Annotated in this window: 21 protein-coding genes and 1 pseudogene; 11 read left to right on the forward strand and 11 right to left on the reverse strand. The window is 74.1% G+C overall.

All coding sequences use genetic code 11. The features are described 5' to 3' along the window. A partial coding sequence (locus tag MNY62_RS16380; protein WP_242345262.1) for a M16 family metallopeptidase occupies nt 1-1,486 on the reverse strand: 1,486 nt, incomplete at its 3' end. 157 nt (nt 1,487-1,643) lie between these two features. Between MNY62_RS16380 and MNY62_RS16385 the strand changes: the two genes are divergently transcribed. Next, nucleotides 1,644-4,250 carry a DUF5916 domain-containing protein gene (locus MNY62_RS16385; protein WP_242345263.1) on the forward strand — a complete coding sequence of 869 codons (2,607 nt, stop codon included), beginning with the start codon at nt 1,644-1,646 and terminating at the stop codon, nt 4,248-4,250. An 80-nt stretch (nt 4,251-4,330) separates the two neighbouring features. After that, nucleotides 4,331-4,720 carry a response regulator transcription factor gene (locus MNY62_RS16390; protein WP_242345264.1) on the forward strand — a complete coding sequence of 130 codons (390 nt, stop codon included), beginning with the start codon at nt 4,331-4,333 and terminating at the stop codon, nt 4,718-4,720. Between the two features lie 26 nt (nt 4,721-4,746). Here the strand turns inward: MNY62_RS16390 and glgC are convergent. The 3 genes and pseudogenes from glgC to add form a co-directional block, all read right to left on the reverse strand. Beyond that, a pseudogene (gene glgC / locus MNY62_RS16395) lies at nt 4,747-5,991 on the reverse strand (glucose-1-phosphate adenylyltransferase); the annotation flags it as partial. 210 nt (nt 5,992-6,201) lie between these two features. Continuing rightward, entirely contained in the window at nt 6,202-6,687 is a 486-nt protein-coding gene (locus MNY62_RS16400) for a methylated-DNA--[protein]-cysteine S-methyltransferase (protein ID WP_242345266.1), read from the reverse strand. 10 nt (nt 6,688-6,697) lie between these two features. Continuing rightward, nucleotides 6,698-7,837 (reverse strand): adenosine deaminase, encoded by a 1,140-nt coding sequence (gene add, locus MNY62_RS16405; protein WP_242345267.1) that lies wholly within the window; start codon nt 7,835-7,837, stop codon nt 6,698-6,700. Between the two features lie 125 nt (nt 7,838-7,962). Here add and MNY62_RS16410 point away from each other — a divergent pair, with 125 nt between their 5' ends. Further along, nucleotides 7,963-9,720 carry a CotH kinase family protein gene (locus MNY62_RS16410; RefSeq protein WP_242345268.1) on the forward strand — a complete coding sequence of 586 codons (1,758 nt, stop codon included), beginning with the start codon at nt 7,963-7,965 and terminating at the stop codon, nt 9,718-9,720. Here the strand turns inward: MNY62_RS16410 and MNY62_RS16415 are convergent. Beyond that, on the reverse strand, nt 9,717-12,062 hold the full coding sequence (locus MNY62_RS16415; RefSeq protein WP_242345269.1) for an ATP-dependent helicase: 2,346 nt from the start codon (nt 12,060-12,062) through the stop codon (nt 9,717-9,719). The two genes, MNY62_RS16410 and MNY62_RS16415, sit on opposite strands and share 4 nt — an antisense overlap. 120 nt (nt 12,063-12,182) lie before the next feature. On the opposite strand from MNY62_RS16415, the gene MNY62_RS16420 reads away from it, so the two are divergent. After that, on the forward strand, nt 12,183-12,668 hold the full coding sequence (locus tag MNY62_RS16420; protein WP_242345270.1) for a protease complex subunit PrcB family protein: 486 nt from the start codon (nt 12,183-12,185) through the stop codon (nt 12,666-12,668). 17 nt (nt 12,669-12,685) lie between these two features. Here the strand turns inward: MNY62_RS16420 and MNY62_RS16425 are convergent, their stop codons facing one another. Next, nucleotides 12,686-13,807, reverse strand: coding sequence for a hypothetical protein (locus MNY62_RS16425; protein ID WP_242345271.1), 1,122 nt, complete (start codon nt 13,805-13,807; stop codon nt 12,686-12,688). A 218-nt stretch (nt 13,808-14,025) separates the two neighbouring features. On the opposite strand from MNY62_RS16425, the gene MNY62_RS16430 reads away from it, so the two are divergent. The 3 genes from MNY62_RS16430 to MNY62_RS16440 are packed head-to-tail and all read left to right on the forward strand — an operon-like array spanning nt 14,026 to nt 17,036. Next, entirely contained in the window at nt 14,026-15,678 is a 1,653-nt protein-coding gene (locus tag MNY62_RS16430) for a ribonuclease J (RefSeq protein ID WP_242345272.1), read from the forward strand. 42 nt (nt 15,679-15,720) lie between these two features. Next, a complete protein-coding gene (locus MNY62_RS16435; RefSeq protein WP_242345273.1) occupies nt 15,721-16,209 on the forward strand; it encodes a YajQ family cyclic di-GMP-binding protein in 489 nt (162 codons plus the stop codon). Then, complete coding sequence (locus tag MNY62_RS16440; RefSeq protein ID WP_242345274.1) at nt 16,206-17,036, forward strand: four helix bundle protein; 831 nt, start codon at nt 16,206-16,208, stop codon at nt 17,034-17,036. Before MNY62_RS16435 ends, MNY62_RS16440 begins: the two co-directional genes overlap by 4 nt. 49 nt (nt 17,037-17,085) lie before the next feature. Here the strand turns inward: MNY62_RS16440 and MNY62_RS25575 are convergent, their stop codons facing one another. Continuing rightward, a complete protein-coding gene (locus MNY62_RS25575) occupies nt 17,086-17,547 on the reverse strand; it encodes a four helix bundle protein (protein ID WP_279426689.1) in 462 nt (153 codons plus the stop codon). Between the two features lie 466 nt (nt 17,548-18,013). Here MNY62_RS25575 and rimO point away from each other — a divergent pair, with 466 nt between their 5' ends. After that, a complete protein-coding gene (gene rimO, locus MNY62_RS16450) occupies nt 18,014-19,441 on the forward strand; it encodes a 30S ribosomal protein S12 methylthiotransferase RimO (RefSeq protein WP_242345304.1) in 1,428 nt (475 codons plus the stop codon). A 6-nt stretch (nt 19,442-19,447) separates the two neighbouring features. On the opposite strand, the gene MNY62_RS16455 is transcribed toward rimO, so the two are convergent. Continuing rightward, nucleotides 19,448-21,259: a DUF6311 domain-containing protein gene (locus MNY62_RS16455; RefSeq protein ID WP_242345276.1), complete on the reverse strand. Its 1,812-nt coding sequence runs from the start codon at nt 21,257-21,259 to the stop codon at nt 19,448-19,450. 83 nt (nt 21,260-21,342) lie between these two features. Between MNY62_RS16455 and MNY62_RS16460 the strand changes: the two genes are divergently transcribed. Beyond that, complete coding sequence (locus MNY62_RS16460; protein ID WP_242345277.1) at nt 21,343-22,095, forward strand: class I SAM-dependent methyltransferase; 753 nt, start codon at nt 21,343-21,345, stop codon at nt 22,093-22,095. Further along, nucleotides 22,080-22,835, forward strand: coding sequence for a glycosyltransferase (locus MNY62_RS16465; protein ID WP_242345278.1), 756 nt, complete (start codon nt 22,080-22,082; stop codon nt 22,833-22,835). Before MNY62_RS16460 ends, MNY62_RS16465 begins: the two co-directional genes overlap by 16 nt. A gap of 13 nt (nt 22,836-22,848) precedes the next feature. Here the strand turns inward: MNY62_RS16465 and MNY62_RS16470 are convergent, their stop codons facing one another. Continuing rightward, a complete protein-coding gene (locus MNY62_RS16470; protein WP_242345279.1) occupies nt 22,849-24,321 on the reverse strand; it encodes a helicase HerA-like domain-containing protein in 1,473 nt (490 codons plus the stop codon). A gap of 10 nt (nt 24,322-24,331) precedes the next feature. Further along, complete coding sequence (locus MNY62_RS16475; RefSeq protein WP_242345280.1) at nt 24,332-24,955, reverse strand: LolA family protein; 624 nt, start codon at nt 24,953-24,955, stop codon at nt 24,332-24,334. 101 nt (nt 24,956-25,056) lie between these two features. Between MNY62_RS16475 and MNY62_RS16480 the strand changes: the two genes are divergently transcribed. Then, entirely contained in the window at nt 25,057-25,359 is a 303-nt protein-coding gene (locus MNY62_RS16480; RefSeq protein WP_242345281.1) for a hypothetical protein, read from the forward strand. 51 nt (nt 25,360-25,410) lie between these two features. Here the strand turns inward: MNY62_RS16480 and amrS are convergent, their stop codons facing one another. Next, nucleotides 25,411-26,484, reverse strand: coding sequence for an AmmeMemoRadiSam system radical SAM enzyme (gene amrS, locus MNY62_RS16485; RefSeq protein WP_242345282.1), 1,074 nt, complete (start codon nt 26,482-26,484; stop codon nt 25,411-25,413). Nucleotides 26,485-26,639: the final 155 nt, after the last annotated feature.

The following is a 26,639-nucleotide window of genomic DNA, read 5'->3' on the forward strand; positions in this document are numbered from 1 at the left end:
GGGTCGGCTGGCTGGCGGCAGGGGGCGGCGGGGTCGTCGGGCCGGGCGCCGGCGCGGGGGCGCCGGGGCCGGCGGGTGGGGCGGCCGCGGGCGGGCGCTGCGGCGCCGGGATCTCCGGTGCTCCCGCGGACGGCGTCACGGTGAGGACGACGCGCGCGTCCTTGCGGAGGAAGCGACGGGTGGCGGCGGAGACGTCCGCGGCGGTGAGGGCGCGGAAGCGGGCGAGGTCCTTCGCGAGGTAGCCCGGATCCCCGGCGCGCAGGTAGTAGTCGGCGAGCGTCGCGGCGCGGCCGCCGAAGCCGCCCACCGGCTCGAGCGAGAAGATCGCGCCCGACTCGATGACGTTCTTCGCGCGCTGCAGCTCCTCCGCGGTCGGCGGCTCCGCGGCGAGCCGCGCGACCTCCTCGTCGATCTCCTTCTCGAGCCGCTCGAGCGGGACCCCCGGCTTCGGCGTCGCGACGACGAGGAAGATGCCCGCGAGCGCCTGCGGCGACTGGCCCGCGGAGACGCTCTGCGCGATCCGCTCGTCCATCACGAGCCGCTTCACGAGCCGCGCGCTCTTCCCCTCCGAGAGCACCTGCCCGGCGACGCTGAGCGCCGCGTCGCCGTCGGCGAAGACCTTCGGCGTCTGCCACGCCATGTAGAGGCGGGGGAGCTGCACCCGGTCCTGCATGGTCACGCGCTTCTCTGCCGTGAGGGGCGCCGGCGCGGGCGCGGCCGCCGCCGGCTTCTGCTTGCCGGGGATCCCCCCGAACCACTTCTGGACGAGCGCGCGCGTCTTCCCCGGGTCGATGTCGCCGGCGATGGCGAGCACCGCGTTCTCCGGGCCGTACCAGCGCTGGAAGAACTCCTTCACGTCCCCGAGCGTCGCCGCCTCGAGGTCCTCGTGGGAGCCGATCGGCATCCAGTGGTAGGGGAACTCCGGGCTGAAGAGGTTCGAGAGGATCTTCTCGTAGGCCAGCCCGTACGGCTGCATCTCGTAGTTCTCGCGCCGCTCGTTGCGCACCACGTCGCGCTGGTTGTCGAGCTTGTCCTGCGTGAGCGTGGGCAGGAGGAACCCCATGCGGTCCGCCTCGACGAACAGCATCTGCTCGAGCGCGCTCGTGGGGACCTGCTCCCAGTACTGCGTCGTGTCCTGCGAGGTGGACCCGTTGCCGCTCCCGCCCGCCGCGTCGAGGAGGCGGTCCGCCTCGCCCTTCGGCAGGTGCTCCGTCCCCTGGAACATGAGGTGCTCGAAGAGGTGGGCGAACCCGGTGCGCCCCTCCTTCTCGTTCTTCGAGCCGACGTCGTACTGGACGTGGACGCCGACGATCGGCGTCGTGTGATCCTCGTGGAGGATCACGGTGAGGCCGTTCTCGAGCCGGAAGAGCGTGTAGGGGATCTCGGGCGCGCTCGCCGCCGGGCTCGCCGCGGCGGGAGCCTGCGCGCGGGGGACGGCGGGGAGGAGCGCGACGGCGAGCGCGGTCGCGACGATTCTCGGCGTCATGGCGCCGCGTTATAAGCTCCGCCCCCTCCGCCGTCACGTTCCGCAGCGGGCGCCCTCCTTTCCGCCGGCCCGCCGTGCGAGATTTCCCCCGCCGCGCAGCGCGCCGTCCCGACCTCGACCCCGACTCCAACGCCCCGCCCTGCGCCCACCAGCCCCGATGGTCCGACGCTCGCTCGCGCTCCTCTCGGCCACGCTCGCCCTGCCCGCGCTCGCCGCCGCCCCGGGCGAGCCGCTCACTGCCGCGCGCCGCAGCGGCGAGATCATCCTCGACGGACGGCTCGAGGATCCGGCCTGGGATCTCGCCCCCCTCTACGACGGCTTCGTCCAGAGCTTCCCCGCCGAGGGCGCGGAGCCGTCGGAGCGCACCGAGGTGCGCGTCCTCTTCGACGATCGCGCGCTGTACGTCGGGATCGTCGCGCACGACCGCAGCCCGGGCGAGGTGCGCCGGCCGCTCGGGCGCCGCGATCGCGCGCCCTACTCCGACGCGGTGACGGTGGTCATCGACTCGATGCACGACCACCGCGCCGCCTACGTCTTCGAGATCAACGCGGCCGGGGTGCAGACCGACGCGCTCCTCTTCGAGGACGACTCCTCGACGAACGACTGGGACGCGGTGTGGGACGGCGCGACGGCAGCACTCCCCGACGGCTGGGGCGCCGAGCTGCGCATCCCGCTCGCCGCGCTGCGCTTCTCGAACGCCCCGGTCCAGACCTGGGGGTTCGGGGTGAAGCGCGTCATCGCGCGGCGCCATGAGCAGGTCCTCTCCGTGCTCATCCCGCGCGGCACGCGCGGGCAGGTCGCACGGCTCGGCAGCCTCGTGGGGCTCGAGGGGCTCGTGCCGGTGCAGGAGCTCGAGGTCGCCCCCTACACCGCGGCGCGGCTCGCCTTCCGGCCGCGCGTCTCCGACGCGCCGAGCCCGCGCGACGCCGATCCGGTGGGCGACGTGGGGCTCGACGTGCGCGCGTCGCTCGGCCGCGCCCTCGCGCTCCAGGGCACGCTCAACCCGGACTTCGGGCAGGTCGAGGCGGACGAGATCATCCAGAACCTCTCCACCTTCGAGATCTTCTTCCCGGAGAAGCGCCCCTTCTTCACGCAGGGGATGGATCTCTTCCAGCCGGCCGCGATCCCCGGGCGCCGCTCCCCGCAGCAGCTCTTCTACTCGCGGCGCATCGGCCTCGACGCGCCCATCCTCGGCGCCGCCAAGCTCACCGGGAAGCCCAGCGACAGGCTGCAGGTCGGCCTCGTCGACGCGCTCGTCACCGGCGCGGGCGCGGGCCTTCCGGAGGCGACGCCCGACCGCTCCTTCCGCTTCGAGGCGGCGCAGCCCCTCCACTTCGGCCCGCGCTCCTCGCTCCCGGAGCTCGCGCCGGCGCCGCGGAACTTCCTCGCCGGCGTCGCGCGCTACCAGCCTGCCCCCTCGCGCAGCTTCGGCGCGACCTTCACCTCGGCCCTGCCCCTCGGCCCGGCCTGCTCCATCACCGACGCCGAGAAGGACGACGAGGCGGAGGACCCGCGCGAGCGCCGCCCCGCGCGCTGCGACGTGCTCGGCGGCAACGCCGCCGCGCTCGACTGGAACGTCCGCTCGGCGGATGGCGAGTGGTTCCTCGTCGGCCAGGCCACCGGGTCGCAGGCCCTCGGCGGCGCCCCGTCGCGCCTGGCTCCCGGCGCGCCCGTCGCGCCCCGGTCGCGCACGCTCGCGGACGGGACGGTGCTCCAGGTGGGCGACCCCGGCTACGGCGCCCACGCGGCGCTCGGCCGCGCAGGCGGGGAGCCGTGGCGCTTCGAGGCCCACTGGGAGTACGAGTCCCCGAAGCTCGACGTCAACGCGCTCGGCTACCAGCGGACGCAGAACGAGCAGCTCGGCCGCGCGCTCGTGCGCTACGTCCGGCCCACCGGCGGCGGCCCGTTCCACTCCTACGCGCTCGTCACCGGCGTGGAGGGACATCGCACCACCGACGGGCGCGGCCTCGCGCGAACGAAGCAGTTCTGGATCGGGGGAGAGGCCCAGCTCCGCACGTACCAGTGGCTGGGCTGCACGGCCGTCGTGGAGGGCGCCTCCTGGGACGTGCGCGAGATCTCCGAGACGGGCGTCGCGCTCGAGCGGCCAGGGTTCACGTACGGTGAGTGCTACGTCGCGCTCGACCCCTCGAGGCCGGTCTCGCTCCAGCTCGACGCCGGTGCCGGCCGCACGGCGGCGGCGGGTCCGCTCGCGGCCGTCGGCTACTGGGGGACGAAGGGCCAGCTCGTGGTGCGGCCGCACGCGCGGCTCGAGAGCCGCCTCGACGTGGACTACGAGGCGTCGCGCTGGGGGGCGCGCTACGTCGACGAGCCCACCGCCGGCGTCTACCGGTTCGCCGGTCTCGACGCCCCCTCGCTGTCCGTCACGCTGCGCCAGCAGGTCGTCGTCACCCCCCGCCTCACGCTCCAGGGGTACGCGCAGCTCTTCACGTCCTTCGGCGAGTTCCGCGGGTTCCGCCAGGCCTCGGCGCGCGACCGGAAGGTGACGCTCGCCTCGCTCTCGCCCGCCGACGCGCCGCCGCCGAGCGAGAACGACTTCCGCGAGGGCGCGCTCAACCTGAACGCCGTGCTGCGCTGGGAGTACCGGCTCGGCTCGACCCTCTACCTCGTCTACACCCGCGCCCAGCGCGAGCTCGACTGGGACGGCGCGGGGGCACTGCCCGCCACGCTCCGGCCGCACGCGCTCGGCTCGGGCCCGGCGACCGACACCCTCCTCGTGAAGTGGACGTACTACTGGACGCGCTGACCGATCGGGCGCCGGCAGGCGAGCCATCGTACGCCCCCCAGGGTTGCGCCCGCCCGCTGCGGGGGTATGCTCGCTCCCGCATGACGCCCCCTTCGCAGCCCCCGCTCAGGATCCTCCTCGCAGAGGACGACGCGGCGCTCGCGAAGCTGTACGGCAGCTATGCGACCGACCGGGGGCACGCCGTCTCGTTCGCGCGCGACGGCGTCGAGACCCTGGCCGCGGCCCTGGCGCAGCTGCCGGATGTCATCCTGCTCGACGTCGCCATGCCGACGCTCGACGGCCGCGACGTCCTCCGGCAGCTCAAGGCGGACCCTCGCACCGCGGCCATCCCGGTGCTCGTCGTCTCCGCGCTCGGGGGCGACCAGCACATGCGCGACCTGCTCGTGGAGCTCGGCGCCTCCGACGTGATGGAGAAGCCGGTCGATCTCCAGATCGCCTTCAACAAGGCCGAGCGGATGGTGCGCGGGTAGAGGCGGAGCGCCGAGGCGGGTCGCTTTCAGCGGTCCGGCTCGATCCGCATCGCCTTCGGGATCACCACGATCCCGCTCTCGGTGACGTGGAAGCGCTTGCGGTCCTGCTCGGGGTCGTAGCCGATGGTGGTGTTCGCCGGGATCTCGACGTGCTTGTCGACGATGGCGCGGCGGATCCGGCAGTGGCGCCCGATGTTCACGTTCTCGAAGAGGATCGAGTCCTCGACCGTGGAGTAGCTGTTGATCCGCACCTTGGGCGAGAGGATGCAGTGGTGGGCGTGGCCGCCCGAGATGATGCAGCCCTCCGACACGAGCGAGTCGGTGGCGTGGCCGACGCGGCCCTCCTGCTCGTTGTTGAAGACGAACTTCACGGGCGGGAAGTTGTGCTGCGCGGTGAAGATGGGCCAGCGGTCGTTGTAGAGCGAGAAGGACGGGTCCACGTCCACGAGGTCCATGTTGGCCTGGTAGTAGGCGTCGAGGCTGCCGACGTCGCGCCAGTAGCCGCGCTCCTTCTCGCCCTGCCCCGGCACCACGTTCTTCCCGAAGTCGTAGACGAAGACGCGCTTCCCCTCGTACATCGCGGCGACGATGGACTTGCCGAAGTCGTGCGCGCTCTTGGGATCGCCGGCGTCGCGGACGATCTCCTGCACGAGCGCGTCGGTGGTGAAGAGGTAGTTCCCCATCGACGCGAGCGCGCGGGTGGGATCCCCCGGCATCGTCTTCACGTCGCTCTTCGGCTTCTCGACCCAGCCGATCATCCGCCCGTCGGCGTCCACCTCGATGATCCCGAACTCGCTCGCCTCGTGGACCGGCACCGGGATCGCGGCGACGGTGAGGTCCGCGCGCTTCTCCTCGTGGAACTGCAGCATCTGCCGGACGTCCATCCGGTAGATGTTGTCGGCGCCGAAGATGAAGGTGTACTCGGGCTCCTCGTCGGTGATGATGTTGAGGTTCTGGTAGATCGCGTCGGCAGAGCCCTCGAACCACTTCGGGCCGACGCGCATCTGCGCCGGGACGATCTCCACGTACTGGTCGAGCAGCGCCGTGAGCCGCCAGCCGCGCTGGATGTGGGCGTTCAGGGACTCGGACTTGTACTGCACGAGCACCTTCATCTTGAGGACACCCGAGTTGGCGAAGTTCGACAGGACGAAGTCGATGATCCGGTAGCGACCGCCGAAGGGGACGGCGGGCTTGGCCCGCTCCCGCGTGAGCGGGTCGAGCCGGCGGCCCTCGCCGCCGGCGAGGATCATCGCGAGAAGCTTCGCCATCGGGTCACTCCGCGTGGAGGCTCTTCGAACCCTTCGAGGCTACGCACCCGCGCGAGGCGGGGCAAGGAAGCGGCCGCGCAGCGCGCGGGATGATTCTCGCTCTACCGCGAGGCCAGGCGCGCGAGCGAGGACGCGGACGCGGTCGCCCCGTCAGGGACAGTGAATCGAATTCCTGGACCGAGCCGGTCGGACGAGACGGGAGGAGGCGCGCCATCAAGCGAGCCGCAGGAGCGGCCCGTGGTCCGCCTCGTGCGCGAGGAGCCAGCGCTTCACGTCGAGGCCTCCGGCGTAGCCTCCGAGCCGCCCGCCCGTCTGCACCACCCGATGGCAGGGCACGAGCAAGGCCACCGGGTTCTCGTGGTTCGCGCCGCCCACCGCGCGCGCCGCGCCGGGCCGGCCGAGGCGGGCCGCGAGCTCGCCGTAGCTCCGGGTCTCGCCCCAGGGGATCTCGAGCAGCGCGTCCCACACCGCCCGCTGGAACGGCGTCCCGCGGAGATCCAGGGCGGGCAGCGCCGGCGGGCGGCCCGCGAAGTACGCGTCGAGCGCGGCGCCCGCAGCGTCGAGGTGCCCGCGCGCGCACACGGAGGGCCCCGGCCGCGAGCCGCCGCGGTCGCCGAAGGTCACGCCGAACACGCCCGCGTCGGTCGCCTCCACGGTGAGGACGCCGATGGGGGAGCGGTAGCGGAGGCGCGCGGTCACATCCCGGACTCTAGCGCACCGCGGCCGCGGCGGTCACCGCGGCCCCGGCCTCCTCCGCCGCGCGGCCGCCCGCCGCCGGCGCGGCGAAGCGCGCGAGCACCGCCGCGATCTCGGCGTTCACGTCGCGGAGCAGCTCCGCCTTCTCCCGGAACGGCAGGAACGCGCTCTTGAACCCCTGCACGAGGAGCGTGCAGAGGTCCTCGAGCGTGAAGCCCATCCGCTCGTGCGCGAGGCGCAGCTCCTTCGTGAGGCTCGTGTCGGTGATGAGCCGGTTGTCGGTGTTGAGGGTCACCCGGAGCCCGAAGTCGAAGTAGAACTTGAGCGGGTGGCTCTCGTAGTCCGCGACCGAGCGCGTCTGCACGTTCGACGACGGGCACATCTCGAGCGGGATGCGGTGGTCGTTCAGGTAGTTGAGGAGGTCCCCGTTCTCGCGCAGCCGCACGCCGTGGCCGATGCGGTGGGCCCCGCAGGTGTGGACCGCCTGGGCGATCGACTCGGGGCCGAACGCCTCGCCCGCGTGGATCGTCACGTTCACGTTGTTGTCGAGGATGAGCTGCACCGCCTCGCGATGGCGCCGGGCCGGGTGCCCCTCCTCCGCGCCGGCGAGGTCGAACCCGACCACCCCCTTGCCCTTGTAGGCGACGGCGAGCTCGGCGAGCCGCACCGAGGTCTGCGGGTCGATGTGGCGGATCCCGCAGATGATCACGTTCGAGCGGATGCCGGTCTCGCGGTTGGCCGCGCGCAGGCCGTCGAGCACCGCGTCCACGATCGCGGTGGGCTTCAGCCCCTGCCTCGTGTGGAGGACCGGCGAGTAGCGCACCTCGAGGTAGCGCACGTTCTCCGCGGCGCAGTCGAGCGCGAGCTCGTGGGCCACGCGCCGCAGCGCGTCCTCGGTCTGGAGCACCGAGAGCGTCACGTCGAAGGCGGTGAGGTACTCCTCGAGCGACTCGCACTGCGCGCCCATCCGCACCGCGCGGGCGAGCCCCTCGGGCGTGTCCGCCGGGAGGCGCACGCCCTGCGCCTCCCCGAGCTCGAGCAGGGTGCCGAGGCGCAGCGAGCCGTCGAGGTGGCAGTGCAGGTCGGTCTTCGGCAGCGCCCGGAGCAGCTCGTCGGTCACGGGAATCGCCGCGGGGCCGGTGTTCGCGGTCATCACCCAAGCTTAAGCCCGGCGGGGGCTCGACGGCGACGACCTGCCCGGTCGCCTGCCGCCCCGAGGTGTGGCGATCCCCGCCCGGCGGCTCCCGGATCTGCGCCCCTGGATCGCACGTTCTACGGGTGAAAAGGCAAGCCCCCCTGCTCGTGGCGTTCGTCCTCGCGCTCGGTTGCACCGGGGCCGTCGAGAAGCCCGGCCCCACGCCTCCCCCCGAGGAGCCGCCTCCCTACCAGGAGCTCCCCCCTTCCGGACCGTCCTGGCCCGCGGCCGGCGCGCCGGGCGAGCTCCCCTCGCCCGAGCTCCGCATCCGCCGCCTCGACGTCACGCTCGCGGCCGAGGACCTCGCCCTGCTGGAGGCGAACCCGTACTGGGACGTCATGTACCCGGCGACCGTGAAGCTCGACGGCCGGATGGCGATGGGGCTCGTGCGCTACCGCGGCGCCTCCGCCCGCACGCGCCCGCAGAAGAGCTGGCGGATCGACCTCGACGGCGGCTACGCGCTCGAGGGGCGGGATCGCTTCGCGCTGCTCGCGGAGTACGACGACGCGGCGAAGCTCGTCGAGCGGCTCGCCGTGGACCTCTACCGCGCCCTCGGCCTGCCGGTCCCGTACGCCCGCTTCGTGAAGCTGTACGTGAACGGCGTCTACCGCGGCGTGTTCCTCGACATGGAGCGCGTCGGGGGCGAGTACCTCGTCCACCACGGCCACGAGCCGGACGCCTCCATCTACCGCTGCGGCGACCGAAACTGCGAGATGAAGCAGCTGCCGCGTGCCGAGCTGTCGTACCAGAACGACTTCACGAAGACCCGCAACGAGACGGTGCCCTGGGACGACCTCGACCGCTTCCTCGAGGTCATCAGCCGGACGGACGACGCCGACCTCGAGCGCAGGCTCGGCGAGGTGATGGACCTCGACGCGTACCTCGGGAATCTCGCCGCGAACGAGCTCATCGCGAACACCGTCCTCGAGGACGCGCGCGCGTACTGGGTGCACGAGCTGCACGGCGACCTGTGGACCTACGTGCCGTGGGACCTCAACAACGCGCAGCCCTACTGGTCCCGCGACCTCCCTGCCAGCTCGCCCCTCGGCGGCGTCTGGCGCGAGCCGCAGATCTTCTCGATCTACGACGACGCCGTGAGGCGGATCTACGACGTGCGCGTGAACGAGCGCGTGGGCCAGAGGCCGACCTGGAGCGTGCTCGCGACGCGCATCTGGGATCACCCCGCCCTGCGCGCGCGCCTGCTCGCCAAGCTCGACTCCGCCCTCCAGGGCGTCTTCACGCCGGAGCGCGTCGGCCCGTACCTCGAGGCGCTCTGGGCGGTCGTCGGCCCGGAGATCGTCCAGGATCCGTTCGTGGACGCGACGTGCGCGGAGACCGAGCCCGCCCGGCTCGTGAGGTTCGTCCACGATCGCCGGGAGATCCTCCTCCAGCGCCTGCCGGCGCTGCGCGCGCACGGCTCGGGTCCGCTCGTCGTGAACGAGATCGGGATCCCCGGCGACGCCGAGGCGGGGTACGTCGAGCTCTACAACCGCGGCAGCACGGACCTCGACCTCTCGGGCGCGCAGGTCACGGACGATCTGCGCGTCCCCGCGAAGTATGCGCTGCCGGCGGGGACGGTCCTGCCCGCGCACGGCCACCTCGTGCTCGTCGCGGACGGGACGCCCTGGGCGCCTCCGGGTCCCGCCGCGGAGCCGCCGCACCTGCCCTTCGTCCTCTCCACGTCGGGCGGCGAGCTCGGCGTGTTCCCCCCGGCCGCCGTGCACGCTCCGTACGACCTCGTCTACTTCGGCCCGCGCGCGAGCGGCAGCGCCTATGGCCGGACGAGCGACGGCACCGAGACGTTCGGAGACGTCGCGCGCACGCCGGGAACCGCCAACTAGCCGGGCGAGAGGAAGCGGGCGAGGACGCGCTTCTGGCCCACCTCGTCGAAGACGACGGTCACCTTCGCGCCCGCGCCCGCCCCCTCGCAGGCGAGCACCGTCCCCTCGCCCAGCGAGGCGTGCGCGACGCGCGTTCCGGGCGCGAGCGCGCCCCCGGCCTCCGCCCGCTGGTCGAAGGAGTAGTCGACGACCGGCCCCTGGTGAAGCGGCGCCGCGCGGCGAGGCGGCGGCGTCTCGCGGGGGCCGTCGTCCTCGAGCTCGATGTGCGGCTCGCCCGGGAGCGAGCCCGGCGGGCGGCGGATGATCGGACCGCGCGCGGCGGGCGCGGCGGACGGCGCGAGCCTGGGCGCGAGCCCGAACAGCTCAGGCGGCAGGTCCGCGAGGAAGCGCGACGGCTCCATCGACCGGTAGGAGGGGCCGCCCTCGCCGTAGCCGATGCGGCGGCGCGCGAGCGAGAGGGTGAGCCGCTTCTTCGCCCGCGTCATGCCCACGTAGCAGAGCCGCCGCTCCTCGTCCTCCGCTGCCTCGCGCTCGGCCGGGCCCGCGTCGGACCAGGGACGCTCGTAGGGGAGCGTGCCGTCCTCGAGGCCGGCGAGGAACACCGCCTCGAACTCGAGCCCCTTCGCGGCGTGCAGCGTCATGAGCGAGACGCGCCCCTCCGGCGTCTCGGCGTCCGCCTCGCCGAGGAGCGCGATCTGCTCGAGGAAGCGCGCGAGCGGCGGGGGCCGCACCTCGTCCGGATCGCGGGGCGGCGGCTCGCCGATGAGCGACTCGTCGAACTCGCGCGCGGCGGCGACGAGCTCGACGAGGTTCTCGGCCCGCTCGACCGCCTCGTCGGTGTGCTCCTCCTCGAGACGCGCGAGGAGCCCGGAGCGCTTCAGCGCCTCCTGCACGGCGATCCCGGCGTCGAGCGCGGGGACGTCCGCGACGAGGCCCTCGACGAGCGCGTGGAACTCGGCGAGGGCGCGGCGGGCGGCGGGCTTGAGCTCCAGGACCGCCTCGCGGTCGGCGATGGCGTCGAAGAGCGAGATCCCGCGCGCCTGGGCGTGAGCGCGGAGCCGCTCGACGGTCTTCTCGCCGATGCCCCGCGGCGGACGGTTCACCACCCGCTCGAGGTCGAGGTCGCTCCGGGGCGAGAGGGCGAGGCGCAGGTAGGCGGCCGCGTCCCGCACCTCGGCGCGCTCGTAGAAGCTCGTGCCGCGGACGATCACGTACGGCACGCGCGCCGCGCGCAGGGCCGCCTCGATCGGGCGCGACTGCGCGTTCGTGCGGTAGAGGACGGCGATCTCCTCGCCGGCCGTGCCGCGGGCGCGCTCCGTCTGCACCGCGCGCGCGATGCGCTCCGCCTCGTCGTGCTCGTCCTGCCCGACGACGAGGGCGAGCGGCTCGCCCGCGCCGCTCTCGGTCCAGAGCCGCTTGTCGCGCCGCCGCCGCGCCTTCGAGATCACCGCGTGCGCGGCGTCGAGGACCGTGCGCGTGGAGCGGTAGTTCTGCTCGAGCTTCACGACGCGCGCGCCGGGGAAGCCCTGGTCGAACTCGAGGATGTTCGTCACGTCCGCGCCGCGCCAGCGGTAGATCGCCTGGTCGTCGTCGCCCACCACGCACACGTTCCGCTTCTCGTTCGTGAGGAGCTTCAGGAGCCGGTACTGGGCGGCGTTCGTGTCCTGGAACTCGTCCACGAGCAGGTGGCGGAAGCGGCCCGACCAGGCGCGCCGCACCGCCGCGTCCTCCTCCAGGAGCCGCACCGGGCGGAGGAGCAGGTCGCCGAAGTCCACCGCCCCGGCGCGCGCGAGCGCTGCCTCGAAGCGGCCGTAGACCTCGCGCGCGAGCTGTCCCTCGACGTCGTACTCGCCGACGACGGCCTCGTCCGGACGCAGCGCCGCGTTCTTCCAGCGGTCGATGCGCGAGAGCGCCTGGCGCGCGGTGAGCGGCTCGCCGTCCTCGACGCGCAGCTCCTGGAAGATCCGCTTCACGAGCCGGATCTGGTCGTCGTCGTCGTAGATCGCGAAGGACGGCGGCAGCCCGGCGCGCGCCGCCTCGCGCCGGAGGAAGCGGGCCCCGAAGGCGTGGAAGGTCTGCACCCACAGCTCGTTCGCCTGGACGCCGAGCAGGCGCTCGAGCCGCTCCCGCATCTCGCCCGCCGCCTTGTTCGTGAAGGTGACGGCGAGGATGTGCCAGGGCATCACCCGCTCGTCGCGGACGAGCCGGGCGATGCGGTGGACGATGACGCGCGTCTTGCCGCTGCCCGCCCCGGCGAGGACGAGGAGCGGTCCCTCGCCGTGGAGCACGGCCTCGCGCTGGGCGTCGTTCAGGCCCTCGAGGAGTGGGTCGGACGTCGACATGGGGGCCGGAAGGATAATCGAAGCGGGCCCGGTCCGCGCGGGGGCTGGCGAGCGAGCAGGCGATATGCTCTATTGGTGAATTGTCACGCCCGCGCCCGGGCGGCTCCCCGGAGGAAGACCATGGTCCGATCGTCCGCACTCGCCGTCACCCTCGCGCTCCTCGCCGCCTGCGGCGGAGCTGCCTCCGGCCCCGACCAGCAGCCTTCCGGGATCGTGCTGCCGCAGGCCACGGAGCTCTCGTCTCCCTACAGCGCGTTCACCGGGCCGAGCCGGCTCGTGGTGCGCGACGAGCCGACCTGGGCGGAGGCGTGGGCGACCATCCACGGTCCCGTGAGCGAGCTCCCGCCGCTGCCGGCCGTGGACTTCTCCCGAGAGATGGTCCTCGTGGCAGCGATCGGGCAGCGCCCCTCGGGCGGCTACACGGTGACGTTCTCCGCGGTGACGGCGGTCGGCGATGGCCTGCGCGCGACGGTGCAGGAGTCCGCGCCCGGGCCCGGCTGTGGGACCGCCACGGTGATCACGAGCCCGGTCGTGGCGATCCGGGTGCCGCGGGTGGAGGGCGCGGTGCAGTTCGTGGACGGGCCCGTCGTTCGCCCCGGCTGCTGAGCCGGTGAAGCGAGCGCTCAGCCCCGGGCGGCGGCGCGCTTCGCCTTGCGCGCCGGCTTCTTCCTCGACGCCGGCGCGTCGTACTGGTAGTCCGACTCGGTCCGATCCACCTGCTCGAGCACCCGCGGCTCGCCCTTGGCCCCCTCGGAGTCCGCGAGCGTGGCGCGCACCGAGCGCGTCCAGACGAAGCGGTGGGGGAGCAGCGTCCCCGGCTCGGTGACGAGGAGGAGCTCGTTCTCGACGACGAGCTCGCGGAGCGCGCCCTCGGGGAGCTTCGCCTCCAGCCCGGCGAGCTTCGCCACGACGGCACCCGCGAGGCCCGGGAGCGCGGCCGGGTCCGGCGCCGCGCGCAGCGTGATCTCGACGCAGCGCTCCTCGTGGTCGCGCGCGGAGCACGGCACCCTGCGCCGGACGGAGAACTCCTGCTCGAAGTCGGTCTTGGTGCCGAGGAGCGGCACCTCCGCCTCGGTCTTCATGCCGTAGCGCTCGCCGAGCTCGAGGTCCGCGCCGATCCAGAACCCGACCGACAGGTTCCACATCTCGCGCGCCTGCGCCTGCATCGCCGCCTCGGCGAACGCCAGCGCGCGCTCGAGCTGATCCTCCGGGACCGAGCCCTCGAGCAGCCGCGCCATCGCGGGCCGCAAGGCCTCGACGCCGTCGAGGGCGGCGAACTCGCCCTCCGGCGACACGACCTGCACGACCGACTCGGCCGCCCGCAGGATCCCGTCCACCGCCGCCGGCGGCCCCGGGTACGGGGCGTCGCCCTCCCAGGAGGTGCCGCGGGTGCGGATGCGGAGCACGCCGCCTTCCTGCTCGAGCCGCTGCGTGAAGCGGGTGGTCGTCGTGCTGGGCGGATGGCCGGTGCGGTGGCGGGTCCGTCGCTGCGTCGCCTGCACCTCGGCCGCGGCCGGCCAGGCGAAGCGCAGCCGGACCACGTCCGAGTCGCTCCCGCCGGGTACGGCCGCGGGCGCGGGAGCGGGAGCGGACTGCCCGGTCGCCCGGGCAGGCGCGCGTGCGGGGGCGGTCGCCCTGGCGGGGCTCCCGGGCGAGGACGCGGGCCCGTCCTTCGCGCGCGCCGGATCGCCGGCGAGAGCGATGGAGAACACGAGCACGGCGGCCGCGCGGGCGAGGCTTCGCATGGGCGGCCGAGGCTACCACGGGGCCCTCGTGACACGATCCGGCGGATGCCGGGTCTCTTCTCCCGGGAGGCGTGCCGCGGGCGGTCCGCAGCCGGTCCGCGGCCTCGCGCTTCCCGCCCGGCGAGGAGGATCTCGCCCGGGCGGAGGCGGTGGGGAGCCCGGAGCCAGGGAACCGGGTTCCCGCCCCTCCATGCTGGCGCGAGGAGTAGATTCCCCGCGTGGCGCCTCCCGTCCGCATCGTCCCGCTCGGCGGCCTCGGCGAGATCGGCATGAACTGCATGGCGATCGAGGCGGACGGCCGGATCGCCGTGGTCGACTGCGGGATCCTCTTCCCGAACGAGCCGATCGGCGTCGACCTCATCGCGCCGGACCTCGGCTGGCTGCGCGAGCGGCGCGAGCAGGTGGGCGCGATCTACCTGACGCACGGGCACGAGGACCACATCGGCGCGATGCCGTTCCTGCTCCGGGAGGTGAAGGCGCCGGTGTACGGGACCCGCTTCACGCTCGCGCTCCTGCGCCCGAGGCTCGACGAGGCGGGGGTCGACGCGGACCTGCGCGAGGTGGAGCCCGGCGACCTGCGCCCGGCCGGCGAGGCTTCGCCGCTCGCGGCCGAGTTCTACGCCGTCACCCACTCCATCCCCGACGCGTGCGGCCTCGCCTTCACGACGCCGCAGGGGACGATCGTGCACTCCGGCGACTTCAAGATCGACCCGCACCCCATCGCCGGGCCCGGCTTCGATCTCGCCCGCGTCGAGGCGCTCGGCCGGCGCGGGGTGCGGCTCCTCCTCTCCGACTCCACGAACTCGGAGCGCCCCGGCTCCTCCCTCTCCGAGGCGGAGGTCGGCGCCGCGCTCGAGGAGGCGTTCGAGCGCGCTCCCGGGCGCGTCCTCGTCGCCTGCTTCGCCTCCAACATCCACCGCATCCAGCAGGTCGCGAACGCCGCGCGCGCCTTCGGCCGCCGCCTCGCGCTCCTCGGCCGCTCGATGGAGTCGAACGTCCGGCTCGCCCAGGCGCTCGGGTACCTCGACCTGCCCGGCTGGATGCCGGTCGGGTTCCCGGAGGCGCGCGAGCTGCCGGGAAAGGAGCTCTGCGTCCTCACCACCGGGACGCAGGGCGAGCCGCGGAGCGCCCTCGCCCGCCTCGCGCGCGGCGAGCACCCGGAGCTCGACCTCGCGCCGGGCGACCTCGTCGTCCTCTCGTCGCGCTTCATCCCGGGGAACGAGGTCGCGGTCGGCGAGCTCGTGAACGCGCTCTGCCGCCGCGGCGCCCAGGTCGCCTACGAGGGACTCCGCCCGCTGCACGTCTCCGGGCACGCGCAGGAGGCGGAGCAGCGCCGGCTCATCTCGCTCGCTCGCCCCGAGCACTTCGTGCCCATCCACGGTGAGTACCGCCACCTCGCCCGCCACGCCGCCCACGCCGCCGCTGAGGGCGTGCGCGGGCGCCACCTGCTCCTCGACGGGCAGGTGCTCGAGCTCGGCGACGGCGGGGTGGGCGTGCTCGAGGAGCCCGTGCCGGTGGGGCGCGTCTACACCGACCGGGACACGCTGCTCGGGCAGGACATCGGCGCGATGGTGGTGAAGGACCGGCGCCTGCTCGCGGAGACGGGGCTCTGCATCGCCGTGCTCGCCGTGGACAAGGCGACCGGCGCGGTGATACGCGGGCCGGAGCTCTTCGCCCGCGGCGTCGCCGGGTTCGAGGGGGCGGAGGAGGAGATCCGGGCGGAGGCCCTGCGCGCCCTCGACGAGCTCACCCCGCAGGCGCGCGTGGTGGTCGAGGAGGTGCAGGAGACGCTCCGGGTGGCGGTCCGCCGCTGGCTGAAGCGCGCGACGGGAAAGCGGCCCACCGTGCTGCCGGTGGTGCTCGAGCTCTGACCGGCGCGGCGACGCGCCGGAGAACTGGAAGGGAACGACGGGATGCCGAGCTTCGACGTGGTCTCCGAGCTGAACCTCATGGAGGTGGAGAACGCCTTCAACCAGGCGCGCAAGGAGATCCTCCAGCGCTTCGACTTCAAGGGCACGAACACGGACCTGGAGCGGGACAAGGACCAGCACGTCGTCGTGAAGGCCGCCTCCGAAGGGCGCGCCGAGGCGGCGCTGCAGGTGCTCATGGAGAAGCTCGCCAAGCGCGGCGTCCCGCTCGAGGGGCTCGATCCGCAGAAGGTGGAGCCCGCCTCCGGCGGCTCGGTGCGCCAGCTCGTGAAGCTGAAGCGCGGCCTCAAGCAGGAGGACGCGAAGAAGATCGTGGCGCTCATGAAGGAGAGCGGGCTCAAGGTACAGGCCGCGATCCAGGGCGAGGCGGTGCGGGTGAGCGGCAAGAAGAAGGACGATCTGCAGGCGGCGATGCAGGCGATCCGAGGGGGCGGGCTGGGGATCCCGCTGCAGTTCCAGAACTTCAGGGAGTGAAGCGGGGCGGGCGGGGTCGAGACCCCGACCTCGACCCCGACCTCGACCTCGACCCCGACCCCGACCTCGACCTCGACCTCGACCCTGACCTCGACCTCGACCCCGACGTCGTCATCGCAATCGCGGTCGTCGTCCCGGTCGCGGTCGTGGTCGTCGTCCCGGTCGTGGTCGTCGTCCCGGTCGTCGTCGTCCCGGTCGTGGTCGTCGTCCTCCCGGTCGCGGTCTCTTCCTCGTTCGTCAGCCGCCGCGCCGGGCCTTGCCCGTCACGGCGGCTGAATCGTTCTGCGCGGGTGGATGGGCGGCGGGCTCGAGCTGGCATTGGGCATCGCGGCCTCCTGTCCGGGGTGAAGGAGGCCGCGATGCCCAACACCGTTCTCATCGAGCTCAACCGCAAGTTCACCCCGACCTCGACCCCGACCCTGACCTCGACCCCGACCCCGATCTCGACCACGCCCCCCATCCCCACCCCCACCTCGACCCCGCCCCTCTTCCCCTTCCAGACCCTCGACGCGTACCGCTTCGCCCGCGAGCTCGCCGTTCGCGTCCACTCCGCCCGCATCGCCGATCCCGAGCTCCGCGATCAGGCCACCCGCGCGGCGAAGAGCGCGTTCCTCAACCTGTGCGAGGGGCTCCCCGACGACCGCGCCGCCATGCGGCGCAAGTACTTCCTCTCCTCCGACGGCTCGCTCCACGAGGTCGTCGGTGCAGCAGATCTCGCCTGCGCCATCGGGGCGGTCGGGACCGACGACGCCGCGGAGATCCAGGCCCTGGCGGTCCGGCTGCGCGCGATGCTGCGGGGGCTGCTCCGCAGCGCGCGGTCGGTGTGACCGCGCAGCGGCGCGCGCGTCCCTCGGGGCGCGCGCGCCGCGGGAGCGGTCAGCGGACGAGCCCGGTGAGCAAGCCCACGAGCCGGCTCACGACGCGCGCGACCTCATCGGCGCGAGCGGCCGAGGTGTCCCCGCACAGCGCGGCGATCTCGACGGCGGCGGCCGCCTCGACGGCCTCGGCGCGAGCGATGGCGAAGGCGCGGGCCTTGTCCGCGCGCGTGACGCGGCCAGCCCCTTCCGCGCAGTTGAGGCAGGCGGACTTCGCGGAGCGGACGGCCTCGTCGCGGAGCTTCGCGTCGCGGATGGAGCAGCGGAGCACGGAGAGGAGGAGGTCGCGTGCGACGGAGAAGGCGATGAGCTTGTGGTGCGGGAGAACGGGGGAGGAGGAGGAAAAGGAAGAGGAAGGCGAGGAAGAAGACGAACGGGAGGAAGAGGAAGGAGAAGAGGAAGCGGGAGAGGAAGAGATGGAGGAGGACGGAACGGGAAAGAGCGCAGCGAGTCTGTCGGTCATGGTTCGGCTCCTTTCACCCCGGGACAAGGAGCCGAACCATGACCGACACGAGCCCCCGAACGCCCCCGCCCATCCGCAGGAACGGCGCGTAGCGACGAGAGGCGCAGGCGCAGTGCCACCCACCGGTGGCACGAGCCTGCTGACCGCCCAGCAGCGCCGTTCACCCAGGGAGGAATCGACCCCGACCTCGACCCCGACCTCGACCCCGACCTCGACCCCGACCTCGACCCCGACCCCGACCTCGACCCCGACCTCGACCCCGACCCCGACCCCGACCCCGACCCCGACCGCCACCCCCCCCCCGACCCCGACCCCGACCCCGACCTCGACCCCGACCGCGACCTCGACCCCGACCCCGACCCCAATCCCGACGCCACCCCACCCCTCGACCTACCCCGCCCCCGCCCGCCCGCCCACCCACCTCGGATTGTCCCCGCCCATCCCGTCTGTTAGATCGGGCGCCCCGATGACCACCACCCGCGTCTACCTCCACACGCTCGGCTGCCCGAAGAACCGGGTGGACAGCGAGGTCATGCTCGGCACCCTGACGGGCGCCGGCTATCGCCTCGAGCGCGACCCCGCCAAGGCGGACGTGATCGTCGTGAACACCTGCGGCTTCATCGAGAGCGCCAAGGAGGAATCGGTCGACGCCATCGTCGAGCTCGCGGGCATGAAGCAGGAGGGGCGCTGCAAGAAGCTCGTCGTGACCGGCTGCCTCGTGCAGCGCCACGCCGAGGAGCTGTCGGCCGAGCTGCCGGAGGTGGACCACTTCCTCGGGACCGGCGCCTACGCCGACATCGCGCGCGTCGTCTCGGACGCGCAGGCGAAGCGGCTCGTCGTGCCCGACCCGGACTTCGTCCACTCCGCCTCGACGCCGCGGGTGAACTCGCTCCCCTCGCACACCGCCTACCTCAAGATCTCCGAGGGCTGCGACAACGCCTGCGCGTTCTGCATCATCCCGAAGCTCCGCGGCGCGCAGCGCTCGCGGCCGGTGGACGACGTCGTCGCCGAGGCGGCCGCGCTCGCGGCGCAGGGGACGGTCGAGCTCTCGCTCGTGGCGCAAGACCTCACCGCCTACGGCTACGACCTGCCCGGCAAGGTCCGGCTGCACCATCTCCTGCCCGAGCTCTGCAAGGTGGAGGGGATCCGCTGGCTCAGGCTCCACTACGCGTACCCGCGCGACGTGCCGGACGCCCTCGTGGACGTCGTCGCGCGCGAGCCGAAGATCGTGAAGTACCTCGACATGCCGCTGCAGCACTCCTCCGATCGGCTGCTCCGCTCGATGAAGCGCGGCCGCGACTCGGTGTTCCTGCGCGAGCTCCTCGCGCGCCTGCGGGCGCGCGTGCCCGGGATCGCGCTCAGGACCTCGCTCATCGTCGGGCTCCCCGGCGAGACGGAGGAGGACTTCGAGGACCTGGTGCGCTTCGTCGAGGAGCAGCGCTTCGAGCGGCTCGGGGTGTTCGAGTTCTCGCCCGAGGACGGCACGCCCGCGGCGGAGATGGACGGGCAGCTTCCGGACGAGGTGAAGCGCGCCCGGCGCGATCGCATCATGTCGCTCCAGCAGGAGATCTCGCGCGACCACCAGCGGGCGATGATCGGGCGGCGGCTCGAGGTCCTCGTGGAGGGGCGCTCCGAGGAGACCGAGCACCTCCTCGCCGGCCGCCACGCGCAGCAGGCGCCGGAGATCGACGGCATCACCTACATCAACGACGGCGTCGCCTACCCCGGCGAGCTCGCCACCGTCGAGATCACCGACGCGTCCGAGTACGACCTCGTCGGCCGCGTGGTGGCGCGTGATCCCGAGCGGGCGCGCCGCCCGCTCCCCGCCCCGACCCAGGCTGCGACGGAGCCGAACGGACGGCCGCGCCGCGGCGGGCTCCCCGTCGTCGGCTAGCCCGCCTCAGGGGAGCTTCCGGGCGCGAACGGCCTCGCTGAAGGCATCCCGCCGACCCGCAGCGACGCACACCCGATCCTCGCCGACGAGGCCGCAGTCCGCGCCCGCCGCGCGGAAGCGCGCGACGGCGCTCGGGTGCACGACGTAGATCGTCGCGGGATCGAGCGCGCCGGCGTCGAGCGCGCGGCGGTTCGCCTGGCAGGCCGCGATGGCGCGCTCGGGATCGAGGCGCGCGGTGTACGCGGCGTCGAAGGTGGCGCCGATGCGGTAGGCCACCTCCGCGAGCGGCAGGTAGCTGTCCGGCGGATACAGGTGCGGCCCGCAGAGCTCCGGCTCCGGCGCGATGGGATCCCCGCCCGCGAGGAGGTAGGGCGGGAACATCGAGAGGTGACGGTACGCGCCGCGCGCGAGCGCCCACTCCGGCGCGGGCGGCCTGGGCGCCGGGTGGATGCCGAGCGGCACGGGCGGCCTGACGTCGAGCACCTGCGCCACCAGGGCGAGCGCGAGCACGCCGCGGAGCGCGCGCGGCCGCTCGCCCAGCGCGAGCGCGGCGAGGCCCATCCCGCCGAGGAGGAGCAGGTAGTGAAGCGGCCAGACGAACCGTCCCGAGGAGCGGAAGGTGCCGCCGAGCGCGGGCACCGCCTCGTAGAAGCGGAGGCGCCCGATGACCTCTCCGGCGGCCCGCACGGTGCCGGAGAGCGCGAAGAAGCCGAGCACGAGCGCGACGGCGACGACCGGCGCCGCGCGGGCGAGCGCGCCGGCGGCGGGGGCGCGGCGCAGCGCGACGGAGGCAGCGATCGCCGCGGCGAGCAGGAGGAGGACGCCCGCGCCGAGGTAGCCGAATCCCTCGTACTGTCCGGCGTGGACGGGGAGCCCCGCCCACAGGCGCGACCAGCCCATGGGGTTCACGAGCGTCGCGAGGTCGGCGGAGAAGTAGCCGAAGCCGTTCGCGCGCGCCCGCACGCCGTTCCCGAGGAAGCCGAAGAGGGCGAGCCCCGCCCCCGCCGCGAGGGCGATCGCCGCGAGCCCGCCGGCGAGGAGCGCGGGGCCCGCGCGCCGCTCCACGATCGCGAGCCGCACGACGAGCGCCGCCGAGAGCGCGGCCGACATCACGACGAAGTAGGGGTGCACCCCCGCGGCGGCGAAGACGAGGAGGAGCGCCCCCGCGAGCCGCCGGCCGGGGCGCGAGGCGACCGGCGCGAGCGCGAGCCAGAGGGCGAGGAGCAGGATCCACTGCGCGCAAAGGCTCGCGTGCCCGGTCCTCGGCCCCACGAGCCGGTGCAGGAGCGGCGGCGCGAGCGCGAACAGCGCGCCCCCGAGCGCCTGCGCGAGGCGGTCCTGCGTCGCGAGCCGCGCGAGCTTCGCGCCCACGAAGCCCTGGAGCGCGAAGGCGAGGACGAGCCAGGCACCCACGTACTGGAAGTCCCGCGGGAGGACGGCCGCGAAGGGGCGGAGGGCGACCGCGACGAGCGGCAGCGAGTCGCTGAAGCCGAGTGTCGAGCCGATGGGGAACGGGTAGAGCGGGTTCGCGCCGAGCGGCAGCGCGAGCGGCGCTGAGCGGAAGAAGAGCCAGCCGACGTAGCTCGCACCCCAGTCGCTGCCCATGAGCCAGCCGGTGTTCCCGGGCGCGGCCAGGGCGAGGCCGCCGGCGTGCCAGGCGAGCCAGGCGACGCCCGCGAGCCCGGCGCCGAGCGCGGGGACGTGCGGCGCGAGGAGCGCGCGCACGGCGGCACCGGAGCGCCCGCTCGCCGTCCCGCCCGCGCCACGCGGGCCCGGGCCATTCGAGCCGTCATCGGCGGTGTCGGGCCTGCGTTGCACGCGCCCGCGAGGATCCGTGCGCCCCACGGGCGTGTCAATGTGCTGGCCCGGTCGCATCGATCTGCGAGAAAGTCCCCTTCACCATGGACCTCGTCGAGCTCGCGCGCGCGCCCGTCCGCCGCCACCCCTGGGAGGAGGCGCGGGTCGCCTTCTTCCTGCGCGTGCTGCGCGGCGCGGGCCTGCTCGCGCCGGGGGTCGCGGTGCTGGACGTGGGCGCGGGCGACGGCTTCTTCTCCCGCCGGCTCGCCGAGGCGCTCGGCGCCGGCGCCTCGGTCACCTGCTGGGACGCGAACTACACCGACGCCCACCTCGCCTCGGCGGCGTTCGCGCCCTCCGCGCGCCTGCGCTTCACCCGCGCCGCGCCGGAGGGCGCATTCGGGCTCGCCCTCCTCCTCGACGTCCTCGAGCACGTCGAGGACGACGTCGCGTTCCTCTCGGAGGTTGTGGAGGCGCGGCTCGCGCCCGGCGGGCACGCGCTCGTGTCGGTGCCGGCCTGGCCCGCGCTCTTCTCGAGCCACGACGCGAAGCTCCGACACCACCGGCGCTACGCGCCGCGCACCGCGCGGGCGGTCCTCGCGGGCGCCGGGCTCGAGGTGGTCCGCGGCGGCGGCCTCTTCCACGCCCTCGTCGCGCCGCGCGCCGCGCAGGTCGCCCTCGAGCGGCTCTCCCGCGCGGCCCCCCCGCCGAGGGATCTCGGCGAGTGGGACGCCCCCGGCGCCGTGACCGCGCTCGTCCGCGGCGCGCTCGCGCTCGACGCGTCCCTCTCGCTCCTCTGCGCGCGGCTCGGGCTCGACCTGCCCGGGCTGAGCTTCTGGGCCCTATGCAAGAGGCCGTAGCGCTCGTCATCCCCTGCTTCGACGAGGCGGACCGGCTCGACCGAGCCGAGCTCCTCCGGCTCGTCCGCGCGCGCGAGGGGCTCGCGCTCGTGCTCGTCGACGACGGCTCCACCGACGCGACCCCCACCGTGCTGGAGGAGCTCCGCCGGGCGGAGCCCTCGCGGATCTCGGTCGTGCGCCTCCGGGAGAACCGCGGCAAGGCGGAGGCGGTCCGAGCGGGGCTCCGCGGCGGGCTCTCGGGCGGGGCCGCGATCGTGGGCTACGCCGACGCCGACCTCTCCACGCCCGTCGACGAGCTCCTCCGGCTCGTCGACACCGCGCTCGCCTCGCAGCGCGACGTCGTGCTCGGCTCGCGCGTGCGGCTCCTCGGCAGGCGCATCGAGCGGCGCGCGCACCGGCACTACCTCGGCCGCGTGTTCGCGACCTTCGCCTCGCTCGCCCTCGGGCTCCCGGTCTACGACACCCAGTGCGGCGCGAAGCTCTTCCGCGCGACGCCCGCCCTCGCGGCCGCGCTCGCGGCGCCGTTCCGCACGCGCTGGATCTTCGACGTCGAGCTCCTGGGACGGCTCCGCGGCGGCGCTCCGGGGATCCCACCCCTCGGGGAGGACGCGTTCGAGGAGGTACCCCTCCGCGCCTGGCGCGACGTGGGCGGCTCTAAGCTCGGCCCCGGCGCGATGCTCGCCGCCGGCGTGCAGCTCCTCGCGCTCGCCGCGCGGCTCCGGCTGCGCTCCGGGCGCTGACCGCCCGCGGCGCTCAGCGGGTCCGGCCGCCCCCGAACATGGAGCCCAGGATCCCGCGCATGATCTCGCGGCCGATCTGGGTCCCCGCGGCGCGCATGGCGCTCGTCGCCATCTTGCCGAGCATGTCGCCGGCCTGGCCGAGGGCGCCCGCCTCCTGGCGGCCGCGCTGCGCGCCGCGCGGCTCCGGGGCGCGCTCCGCCTCCCGCTCCGTCGCGCGCTGCTGCAGCCGCTCGTAGGCCGACTCGCGGTCGGCCGGGGCGTCGTAGCGGCCCCGCAGCGGCGAGGCGGCCAGCACCTGCGCGCGCTCCTCGGGCGTGAGCGGCGTGAGCCGCGAGCGTGGCGGCACGACGAGCGCGCGCTCCACCGGGGCGGGCGTACCGCGCGCGTCGAGGAACGACACCAGCGCCTCGCCCACGCCGAGCTCGGTGATGGCCGCCTCGACGTCGACGCCGGGGTTCGCGCGGAAGGTCTCCGCCGCGGCGCGCACCGCCTTCTGGTCGCGCGGGGTGAAGGCGCGCAGCGCGTGCTGCACCCGGTTGCCGAGCTGGCCGAGCACCGCGTCCGGCACGTCGAGCGGGCTCTGCGTGACGAAGTAGACGCCGACGCCCTTCGAGCGGACGAGCCGCACCACCTGCTCGATCTTGGCGCGCAGCTCCTCCGGCGCGTCGTCGAAGAGCAGGTGCGCCTCGTCGAAGAAGAAGACGAGCCGCGGCTTCTCCGGGTCGCCCACCTCCGGCAGCTGCTCGAACAGCTCGGAGAGGAGCCAGAGGAGGAGCGTGGCGTAGAGCTGCGGCGAGCGGACGAGCCGCTCCGCGTGGAGGATCGTCACCTGGCCGCGGCCGGAGAGATCGGTGCGGAGGAGGTCCTCGAGCGCGAGGGCCGGCTCGCCGAAGAGCCGGTCGGCGCCCTGCGACTCGAGCGCGAGGAGCGCGCGCTGGATCGCGCCGACGCTCGCCGAGGAGACGTTCCCGTAGCGCGCGCGGAGCTCCGCTGCGCGCTCGGTGAGGTGCTCCAGCATGGCCCGGAGGTCCTTCACGTCGAGGAGCAAGAGCCCGCCCTCGTCCGCCACCCGGAACGCCATCTGCAGCACGCCCGCCTGGGTCTCGTTGAGCCCGAGCACCCGCGCGAGGAGCAGCGGCCCCATCTCGGAGATCGTGGTCCGGAGGGGGTGGCCCGCCTCGCCGAACACGTCGAGGAAGACGACCGGGCTCGCCTCCGCGGCGAGCGGGACGCCGAGCTCGCGGGCGCGCTCGGCGAGCTTGGGCGAGTCGCCCCCCGGGCGCGCGAGCCCGGAGAGATCGCCCTTCACGTCGGCGAGGAACACCGGCACGCCGATGCGGCTGAAGCCCTCGGCGAGGACGCGCAGCGTGACGGTCTTGCCGGTGCCGGTCGCGCCGGCGACGAGGCCGTGCCGGTTCGCGAGACCCGGGAGGAGCAGCAGCTCGTTCGTGCCCTTGGCGACGAGGAGGGGAGCGGGAGGGGCCATGCCCCTCTCTTTACCGCTCCCCGCCGGGCGGCGCGATCCTGCGGACGTCCTTCGGAAGCTTCACCTCGAAGGCCGCGTCCGAGAGCCCGGCGTTGCGCTTCACCTTCTCGAAGCGGATCTCGTTCACGTTGCCGGCCCCGTCCACGACGCGCGTGGCGCGCACCTCGCCGTCCGCCCCGACGGTGAGCGCGATCGACTCGACGCGCGGATCCTCCTCCTTCGGCCGCAGCAGGAGCGCGCCCGTGCCGTCCACCGAGAGGGCGAACTCGCGGGCGAGGTCGCCCTTGCCGAGGAGGAAGGTGACCGCCGCGCTCATCGCGGTGGCGTCGAAGTGCTCGTCCACGTAGGCCTGGTTCTCCTCGGGCTCGTACTGCACGAGCCGCGAGCCCTTCACCGCGACGGTCTTCGGGGTCGGCGTCTCGTAGTCCCAGCGCATCATCCCCGGCTTCCTCACGCGGAGCGTGCCGGCGGAGACCTGCCGCCGGCCGAAGCCGGAGTAGGTGTAGGTCTGCTGGAAGCGCGCCTCGAGATCGCGGGTGCGCTCGTAGAACGTCTGGACCTTCTTGGCGAGCGCGCTCGCGTCCGCGGGGGGCGGGGCGGCGACGAGGAGGAGGGCGGCGAGGGCGGGGATCATGTCGAGCTAGATAGCAGACGGGCGGACCCGCGGCGGCATTCACGGCGGCGCCCCTGGCGCCTTGACGCGGCGGGCGCCCCAGGTGATCCTCCCCGGCTCCGATGCGCGCCCTCCTCGCCGCCCTCGCCCTCGTCGCGCTCTCCGCCTGCACCGAGCCCTGCCAGGAGCTCGCGAACCGCCTGTGCGAGTGCTCCGGCGGCGGCAGCGCCCGCGACGCCTGCCAGCGCGGCGCCGAGGACCGGCTCTCCACGGTCGGCGCCGGCGACGCGAAGCAGAAGCAGTGCGACGCCTGGCTCGGCACCTGCCACGCGCCGGACGGCGCGAAGTTCTGCGAGTGGATCACCACCACCGACGCCAAGGTGGCCTGCGGGATCTCGCTCGAGGCGCCCGCCACCACGCCGTGAGGATCGGGGGGCGCCGCGCCGCCCCGCCGAGCAGAGCCCGTCGGCGCCCGTTCAGACCTCCGGCAGCCCCAGCATGACGCGCCGCCCGGCGGTCGGGGCGACCTCCCCCTCCGCGAAGCGCCCCGCGATCCGCTCGCCGCAGGCGGCGCAGGCGCCGGCCTTCATCCACACCGCGCGCACGGCGTGCCAGTCGCGCTCGATGACGCGCGCGCCGCAGCGCGGGCAGAAGGTGGTCTGGCCGTCGGGGTCGTGCACGTTGCCGGTGTAGACGTGGCGGAGGCCCGCGGCGCGGGCGATGGCGCGCGCGCGGGTGAGCGTCGCAGCCGGCGTCCGGGGCCGGTCGAGCAGCTTGTAGTCCGGGTGGAAGGCCGTGAAGTGCAGGGGCACGTCCGGGCCCATGTGCTCCGCCACCCAGTCGGCGAGCCGACGGGTCTCGTCCGGCGCGTCGTTGAGGCCGGGGATGAGGAGGTTCGTCACCTCCACCCAGACGTCCGTCTCCTTCGCGAGCCAGGCGAGCGTGTCGAGGACTGGCGCGAGGTGCGAGAGGGTGACGCGGGCGTAGAACTCCTCGGTGAACGCCTTCAGGTCCACGTTCGTCGCGTCCATGTGGCGGAAGATCTCGGCCCGCGCCTCGCCCGCCACGTAGCCGCTCGTCACGAACACCGTGAAGAGGCCGCGCGCGTGCGCCTCCCTGGCGACGTCGATCGCGTACTCCGCCCAGATGATGGGATCGTTGTAGGTGAAGGCGATGCCCGGCGCACCGCGCGCCACGGCGAGGTCCACCACCCGCTCCGGCGTCCAGCGATCCTCGGAGGCGCGGTCGTCGAGGCGGGCCTTGGAGATGTCCCAGTTCTGGCAGAAGCGGCAGCCGAGGCAGCAGCCGGCGGTCCCGAACGAGAGGACGCTCGAGCCCGGCAGGTAGTGCGCGAGCGGCTTCTTCTCGATGGGATCCACCGCGAACCCGGTGGAGCGGCCGTAACCGGCGGTGACGAGCCGGCCCCCGCGGTTCTGGCGGATGAAGCAGAACCCGGCCTGCCCCTCCCCGATGCGGCACGCCCGCGGGCAGAGCGTGCAGAGCAACCGTCCGTCGGCGGTGGGCTGCCAGTGGCGCGCCTCGTGGAGCACGCGGTGATCGTAGCGGCCCGGGCTCGCCGGGGCAGCGGGCGGGCCGGCGGGGCCCCGCCCGCGCGTCCCCCCGCCGCGGGGTCCCGAAGGCGCGTCCCCCGCCCGCGCCGGGTCGTCCGCGCGCTCGATCGATGCGCACGGCGGTGCTATCAGTC

Origin of the sequence: Anaeromyxobacter terrae (genome assembly GCF_022690685.1) — a bacterium.
Lineage (GTDB): Bacteria > Myxococcota > Myxococcia > Myxococcales > Anaeromyxobacteraceae > Anaeromyxobacter > Anaeromyxobacter terrae.